At 74.4% G+C, this 6,474-nt stretch carries 7 protein-coding genes; 5 read left to right on the top strand and 2 right to left on the bottom strand.

Annotated elements, in window-relative coordinates; translation table 11 throughout:
- Positions 1-811 (top strand): bacteriocin fulvocin C-related protein (locus tag ACW62_RS35305; RefSeq protein ID WP_205629434.1); only part of this gene is annotated, 811 nt, incomplete at its 5' end.
- 9 nt (positions 812-820) lie between these two features.
- Here the strand turns inward: ACW62_RS35305 and ACW62_RS34110 are convergent.
- Entirely contained in the window at positions 821-1,813 is a 993-nt protein-coding gene (locus tag ACW62_RS34110) for an AraC family transcriptional regulator (protein WP_169792078.1), read from the bottom strand.
- 351 nt (positions 1,814-2,164) lie between these two features.
- Between ACW62_RS34110 and ACW62_RS17915 the strand changes: the two genes are divergently transcribed.
- Genes ACW62_RS17915 through ACW62_RS17905 form a run of 3 tightly spaced genes read left to right on the top strand, consistent with a single transcriptional unit; the run spans position 2,165 to position 4,394 of the window.
- On the top strand, positions 2,165-3,199 hold the full coding sequence (locus ACW62_RS17915; RefSeq protein WP_053205495.1) for an LLM class flavin-dependent oxidoreductase: 1,035 nt from the start codon (positions 2,165-2,167) through the stop codon (positions 3,197-3,199).
- Positions 3,196-3,882: an NADPH-dependent F420 reductase gene (locus ACW62_RS17910; RefSeq protein WP_053205483.1), complete on the top strand. Its 687-nt coding sequence runs from the start codon at positions 3,196-3,198 to the stop codon at positions 3,880-3,882. Before ACW62_RS17915 ends, ACW62_RS17910 begins: the two co-directional genes overlap by 4 nt.
- On the top strand, positions 3,879-4,394 hold the full coding sequence (locus ACW62_RS17905; RefSeq protein ID WP_053205482.1) for a hypothetical protein: 516 nt from the start codon (positions 3,879-3,881) through the stop codon (positions 4,392-4,394). The genes ACW62_RS17910 and ACW62_RS17905 overlap by 4 nt, the downstream gene beginning before the upstream one ends.
- A gap of 20 nt (positions 4,395-4,414) precedes the next feature.
- Here the strand turns inward: ACW62_RS17905 and ACW62_RS17900 are convergent, their stop codons facing one another.
- Positions 4,415-5,797, bottom strand: a complete 1,383-nt coding sequence (locus ACW62_RS17900) for an MFS transporter (RefSeq protein WP_053205481.1) — start codon at positions 5,795-5,797, stop codon at positions 4,415-4,417.
- Between the two features lie 90 nt (positions 5,798-5,887).
- Here ACW62_RS17900 and ACW62_RS17895 point away from each other — a divergent pair, with 90 nt between their 5' ends.
- Positions 5,888-6,472, top strand: a complete 585-nt coding sequence (locus tag ACW62_RS17895; protein WP_053205480.1) for a TetR/AcrR family transcriptional regulator — start codon at positions 5,888-5,890, stop codon at positions 6,470-6,472.
- Positions 6,473-6,474 lie beyond the last annotated feature (2 nt).

The following is a 6,474-nucleotide window of genomic DNA, read 5'->3' as shown; positions in this document are numbered from 1 at the left end:
GCGCCGTGCGGGCGACCCGGAGTGGGCGCCGACGCTGCTGCGTGTCGATGGTGACGCGGTGCGTGCGTGGACCGGTGCCCGGCTGGCCGTCCCGCTGGCCCGCCGGCTGGGCCTGCGTACGTCGGCGGGGGTGCTGCGGGCGCTGGGCCGGCTGCGCCGGGAGGCGGCCGGTCATCCGCTGGACCGTCCGGGCATCATCGACCGGGCCGGGTTCCTGCGGCTGGGTGCGGGTGCGGTGGTCGCGGCCGGCATGGTGGTCGCGGGCAAGACGCCCGCGTTCGCCGAGCGCACCTGCACCGCCGCGCAGGCCTGGGTGGACGCCCACCACGAGGCGCTGCCGGCCGGCTACGACGCGTTCGCCGCCTACCCGATGGCGTACCGGCGGGCCATCTACGCCGCGCACCCGGCGGCCGTGCGCGGCACGCTCTGGGTGGAGCACCTCACCCGGTTCGGCGCGGCCCGGACCGGGCTGTCGGCGGCGCAGCGCGCCGTGATCGACACCGCGGTCGCGCTCGCCGCCGACCCGGCGGTCCATGACCCGGACGGTCGTCCGGACGGCGCCCTGCGCGACCTGCACGACGACGCCGTCGCCGCGTTCGGCGAGCAGGACGCGTACGCCCTGCTGGGTACGCTCGGGCCGGACGACGGCAGCGCGGCGCTGGCGGCCCGGGCGCCGGACTGCGACTGCAGTACGTACAGCGTCTGGTGCCACGGCTACCCCTGCCGCCGCGGGATGTGGAACTGCCGCACTTCAGATGGCTGCGGTGACCTGTGGGCGTACAAGTGCAACGGCATGTGCCTCACGGACTGACGCGGCCGGTCAGGTGCGCAGCGTCCGGCTCGGCGCCTGCCCGTACTGCTGCCGGTAGTCCATGGCGAACCGGCCCGGCTTCGCGAACCCCCACGACGCGGCGACGGCGGCCACGGTCGCGCCGGACGTGGGGTCGGCGGCCTGCAGGTCCCGGTGCGCGTGTTCGAGCCGCACCCGGCGCAGGTACGCCAGCGGCGTCGTGCCCAGGTGCCGGGCGAACGCGTACTGCAGCGCACGGGCGCCGACCCCGGCGGCCGCGGCGATGTCGGTCAGCGTGATCGGCGCGGCGGCGTGCAGCTCGATGTACGCCGCCGCCCGGCGCACGGCCCGCGGCGCGACGTAGCCCGGGCCGGGGGAGTGGGCGACGGTCATCGTCGTGTTCGGGAAGGTGGCCAGCGCCGCGGCGGCCGCGCTGCGCGCCAGTTCCTCGGCGACCAGCGGGTGCGCCGCCGCGGAGTCGTCGGCCATCAGCTCGCGGCCGACCACCGTGCACACGTTGCGGAAGTACTGCCCGAGCCGCGGCGTCACCGGCGCCATCGACTCGAACCGCAGATCGGCGGGGTCGATGCCGAACCGTTCCGCGGCGAGGTCGGCGGCGCACGACACCGGCAGCCGGAGGATCCCGGCGTCGAGGTCGGCCCATCGGGCGGTCACCGGCGCGCCGGGCGGGAACAGCACGGAGTCGCCGGCGACGGCCTGCCGCTCCTCGCCGCCCGCGGACGCCGTGAACCTGCCGTGCACGACGGACATCGCGAACAGGTAGCCGAACGGCTCGGTGGCGGTGCGGAAGTTGACGGTGACGTGGACGCGGTCGGCGCCGAGCGGGCCTGCTCGGATCGCCGCGCGCGCCGACACGACCCGGAACTCCGTCCCCGCGTGGTCGCGGCCGAGGCGCGGCTCGTGGCCGACGTAGAGCTGGCGGATGACCTCGGCCGACTCGTTCATGGTGCGCGCGACCACCATGGAGCGTTCGATCGGCACCGTTGCGGCGTCGTTCCCCATGGGCACTCCCGGGTCTGCCCGGCCCTGCTGCCCCAGCGTACGCACGATCTGCCCGGAATGCGCAAGGTTGCGCGGCCTTCCTGTTCCGGCAGCGAGTGGCGCGGTTTACGGTGCCGTAGCAGCAGTGCGACGAGTCGGGGGAATCCGCACCCGCTGCCCGTGACCCGGGTCCATTCGAGAGGCATCCCGGGTCTCCGTCCCCCGGTCGCGCGGTGCGAGAGCCGGACCAGGGCCGCGACCGGGGGCTCACGGACCCCGCCGCCGGGACATCGTCATCCCGCCCACAGGAGCCCGGCGGCGGCCCGGTGCACCGCGGGAAATAGTTGACATGTCATCAATGTTGTGGACGGCATGAGTGACATCGCGTTCGGACTGGACACCTTCGGCGACGTGCCGGAGGGCGACGACGGCGTACCCGTCAGCCATGCGGCGGCGATCCGCCAGGTCGTCGACGAGGCCGTCCTCGCCGACGACCTCGGCGTCGACGCGATCGCGCTGGGCGAGCACCACCGTCCCGACTACTCGATCTCGACGCCGGAGACGGTGCTGGCCGCCATCGCGGCGCGCACGTCGTCCATCCGGCTCGGATCGGGCGTGACGGTCTTGAGCTCGGACGACCCGGTCCGGGTGTTCCAGCGTTTCGCCACCGTCGACGCCCTCTCCAGCGGCCGGGCCGAGGTGATCCTGGGCCGCGGCTCGTTCACCGAGTCGTTCCCGCTGTTCGGGTACGACCTCGCCGACTACGACCAGCTGTTCGAGGAGAAACTGCAGCTGTTCACACAACTACTCGACGAGAAGCCGGTGACCTGGAGCGGCACGACGCGGGCCGCGCTGGAGGGCGCCGACGTGTTCCCGAAGACCGAGTCGGGCCGGCTGACCACCTGGGTCGGCGTCGGCGGCACCCCGCAGTCCGTCGTCCGCACCGCCTACTACGGCCTGCCGCTGATGCTCGCGATCATCGGCGGGGCGCCGGACCGGTTCGCGCCCTACCTCGACCTCTACCGGCGCGCGGCCGGCCAGTTCGGCACCGACGCGCACCCCGTCGGCATGCACTCGCCGGGCTTCGTCGCCGACACCGACGAGGAGGCCAGGGAGGTCTACTACCCGCGGTACAAGGTGAACCGCGACCGCATCGGCCGCGAGCGCGGCTGGCCGCCGATCACCCCGCGCGAGTTCGAGCAGGAGATCGAGCACGGCTCGCTCTACGTCGGCTCGCCGGAGACGGTCGCCCGCAAGATCGCCGGCGCCGTCCAGACCCTCGGCGTCGGCCGGTTCGACCTCATCTACACCGCCGGCTCGCAGCCGGTGAGCGCGCGGCTGCGCGCCGTCGAGCTGTACGGGTCGAAGGTCGTCCCGCTGGTCCGCGACCTGGTGGCCGGCTCGTGACGACCATCGGGATCCTGGGGGCCGGCAAGGTCGGCACGGTGCTGGCCCGGCTCGCCGTCGCCGCCGGGTACCGGGTGCTGATCGCCGGCTCGGGCGCGGTCGAGCGGATCGCGCTCATCGTCGACGTCGTCACGCCCGGCGCGGTCGCCGTCACCGCTCGTCAGGCCGCCGAGGAGGCGGACGTCGTCGTGCTGGCACTGCCGCTGGGGAAATACCGGACGATCCCGGCCGGCGCGCTGCGCGGCAAGCTCGTGCTCGACGCGATGAACTACTGGTGGGAGGTCGACGGCGGCCGCGACGACCTCATCGACCCGCGGACGTCGTCCAGCGAGCTGGTGCGGGCGTTCCTGCCGGAGTCGCGGGTGGTCAAGGCGTTCAACCACATGGGCTACCACGACCTCGAGGACGGCTCGCGGCCCGCCGGCGCGGCGGATCGCAAGGCCATCGCCGTCGCGGGCGACGCCTCCGCCGACGTCGAGAGCGCGGCGGCGATCGTCGACGCGCTCGGCTTCGACCCGGTGGTGGCCGGGCCGCTGGCCGAGGGGGTGCGGATGGAGCCGTTCAGCCCTGTCTTCGGCGCGAACGTCGACGCCGGCGAGCTGCGGGCGCTGCTGGACGACTTCCCGACGACGCCGCGCGGACACGAGGTGGCCGCCGCCCGCGCCGCTACGCTGGCACGATGAGCCTCGAGCCGGGCCGCGACGACGAGTTGCCGCCCGGCCAGCGCGCCGACATCCTCAAGGAGCGCATCTACATCACCTTCACCGCGCTCGCCGTCGTCCTGGCGTTGCGCGCTCACGCGGTGTCGGCCGGCGAGGCCGCGGTGTCGCTCGCCGTCGTCGTCATCGGCACCGTCCTCGCCGTGCTCGTCGCCGACATCGTGTCGCACATCGCCGTCCACGAGTCGCTGCCGGTGCGGTCCGAGCTGCGGCACATGGCCCGGGTCAGCTTCGGCGCGCTGGGCGCCCTGGTGCTGCCGGCCGTGTTCATCGGCCTGGCCGTCGCGGACGTGTGGGAGATCGAGACCGCCCTCCGCGCGTCCAGCATCGCCCTGGTCGCGGCCCTCGCCGCCATCGGCTACCTCGCCGCCCGCCGGGCCCGGCTGGCGACGTGGCAGCGGGCCGTCGTGCTGTTCGCCGAGGTCGTTCTCGGCCTGGTCATCATCGGGCTGGAGCTGCTCGCCCACAGTCTCTGAGGGCGAGCAGCCCCGGGCCGTCAGCCCTGCGGGCGCGGGGTGATCACCGCCGCGACCACCGCGGCCGCGGCCGCGGCGACGGCGGCCACGATGAACGCGTTGGTGAAGCCGTCCAGCGTGTCGCCGACGATGCTGGCGGCGGCCACGCTGGAGACGACGGCCGCGCCGCTGGCGGCGCCGAACTCGTGGAACGTGCTGACGATGCCCGACGCGACGCCCGCCTCGTGCGGCGCGACCTGGCCGAGCGCCGTCGCCGACGCGACGACGAAGATGGCGCCGGTGCCGGCCGCGCCGACGGACACCCCGGCCACGACCGCCGCCGGGTGCAGCCAGAGCGCGGGCACCGTCATGCCGGCGGCCGCCACCAGCAGGCCGATCACCCCGAGCCGCCGGGCGCCGAGCGTGGCGATGGACCGTCCGGTGAGCTGGGCGCCCACCATCGTGGCCAGCGCGACCGGCAGGAACAGCAGGCCCGTGCGCAGCGGCCCGTACGAGTGCGCGTGCTGGAAGTAGAACGTGCCGAGGAAGAACACCGCGATCATCAGCGCCGTCGCCAGCAGGATCAGGAACGTCCCGGTCGCCACCGGCCGCCGGGCCAGCAGGCGGACGTCCATCAGCGGGGCGCCGGCGCGGCGCTGCCACGTCACGAACGCCAGGTAGCCGGCCGCCGCGACCAGCACCAGCAGGCCCGTCGTCACCGTCAGCCAGCCGCCGTCGCCGGCCTGGATGAGCGCGTAGATCAGGGTGCCGGACGACGCCGTGACCAGCAGGGCGCCGAACAGGTCCAGCCGGCCGCGCGGCGCCGGCACGATCTGACGGGGCAGCAGGCGAGCCAGCGCGACCGCGATGACCAGGCCGATCGGCACGTTCACGAAGAACACCCACGGCCAGCCCGGGCCCGCGGTGAGCAGGCCGCCGAGTAGCACGCCGAGCGCCGCGCCGCCACCGCCGAGGGCGGACCACACGCCGAGCGCGCGGTTGCGCTCGTCGCCGTCGAACAGCGTGACGACCAGCGACAGCGCCGCCGGCGACAGCAGCGCGGCCCCGACGCCCTGGGCGACGCGCCCGGCGATCAGCAGTTCCGACGATTCGGCCAGGCCGGTGAGCAGCGACGCGGTCGTGAACACCGCCAGGCCCGCGAGCACGACCCGTTTGGCGCCGACGAGGTCGGCGAGCCGGCCGCCGAGCAGCATCAGCCCGCCGAATGCGAGGGCGTACGCGCTGACCGTCCAGGTCAACGCCTCGCGGCTGGCGCCGAGGTCGGTCTCGATCTGCGGCAGCGCGATGGCCACGACGGTGACGTCGAGGATCAGCATCAGCTGGGCGACCCCGAGGAAGCCCAGGATCCGCCAGCGCCAGGGGTGCGGCGCGACCGCCGCCGTCGTCGTCTCGTCGTGCGTCATGATCCGGCCTCCTTAACTCGTATGTAGAAGTACGAACTAGGGAACGGAGGCGGTTAACTCGTATATTCCCGTACGAGCTAAGATTTCTTCATGACGACCCGGACCCGCCGCCGCGCCGACGCCGAGCGCAGCATCGCCCGCATCGTCGCGGCCGCCCGTGAGCTGCTCGGACGCGACCCCGCGGCGACGATCGACGAGATCGCAGCGGCCGCCGGCGTGGGCCGCATGACGCTCTACGGCCACTTCCCGAACCGGGCCGAGCTGGTCGAGGCGGCCCTGGTCGACGCCCTGGCCGACGGTGAGCGCACGCTCTCCGCCATCGACCTCGCCGGCGACCCGGCCGCCGCGCTGGACCGGCTGCTGGCGTCCAGCTGGTCGTTGGTCGCGGAGTCGTCGTCGCTGCTCGCGGCCGCGCAGGAGGTATTGCCGCCGGGACGGGTGCGGCAGCTGCACGGCGCGCCGGCGGCCCGGCTGGAGGAGCTGATCCGGCGCGGCCAGGGTTCCGGCGCGTTCCGCGCCGACCTCCCGATCGGCTGGCTGGTCAGTGCCTCCCACTACCTGCTTAAGGGTGCGGCGGAGGAGGCGCGGGCCGGCCGCCTCGACGCCGCCTCCGTTCCGGGCCTCGTGACGGCGTCGGTGCGGGCGCTGCTCCGGCCGCCCGCGGATGCTCGCTGACG

Source organism: Jiangella muralis, assembly GCF_001270745.1.
GTDB classification, from domain to species: domain Bacteria; phylum Actinomycetota; class Actinomycetes; order Jiangellales; family Jiangellaceae; genus Jiangella; species Jiangella muralis.
Note: the sequence above shows the minus strand (reverse complement) of the source record. Positions and strands in the feature narration are given on the sequence as shown.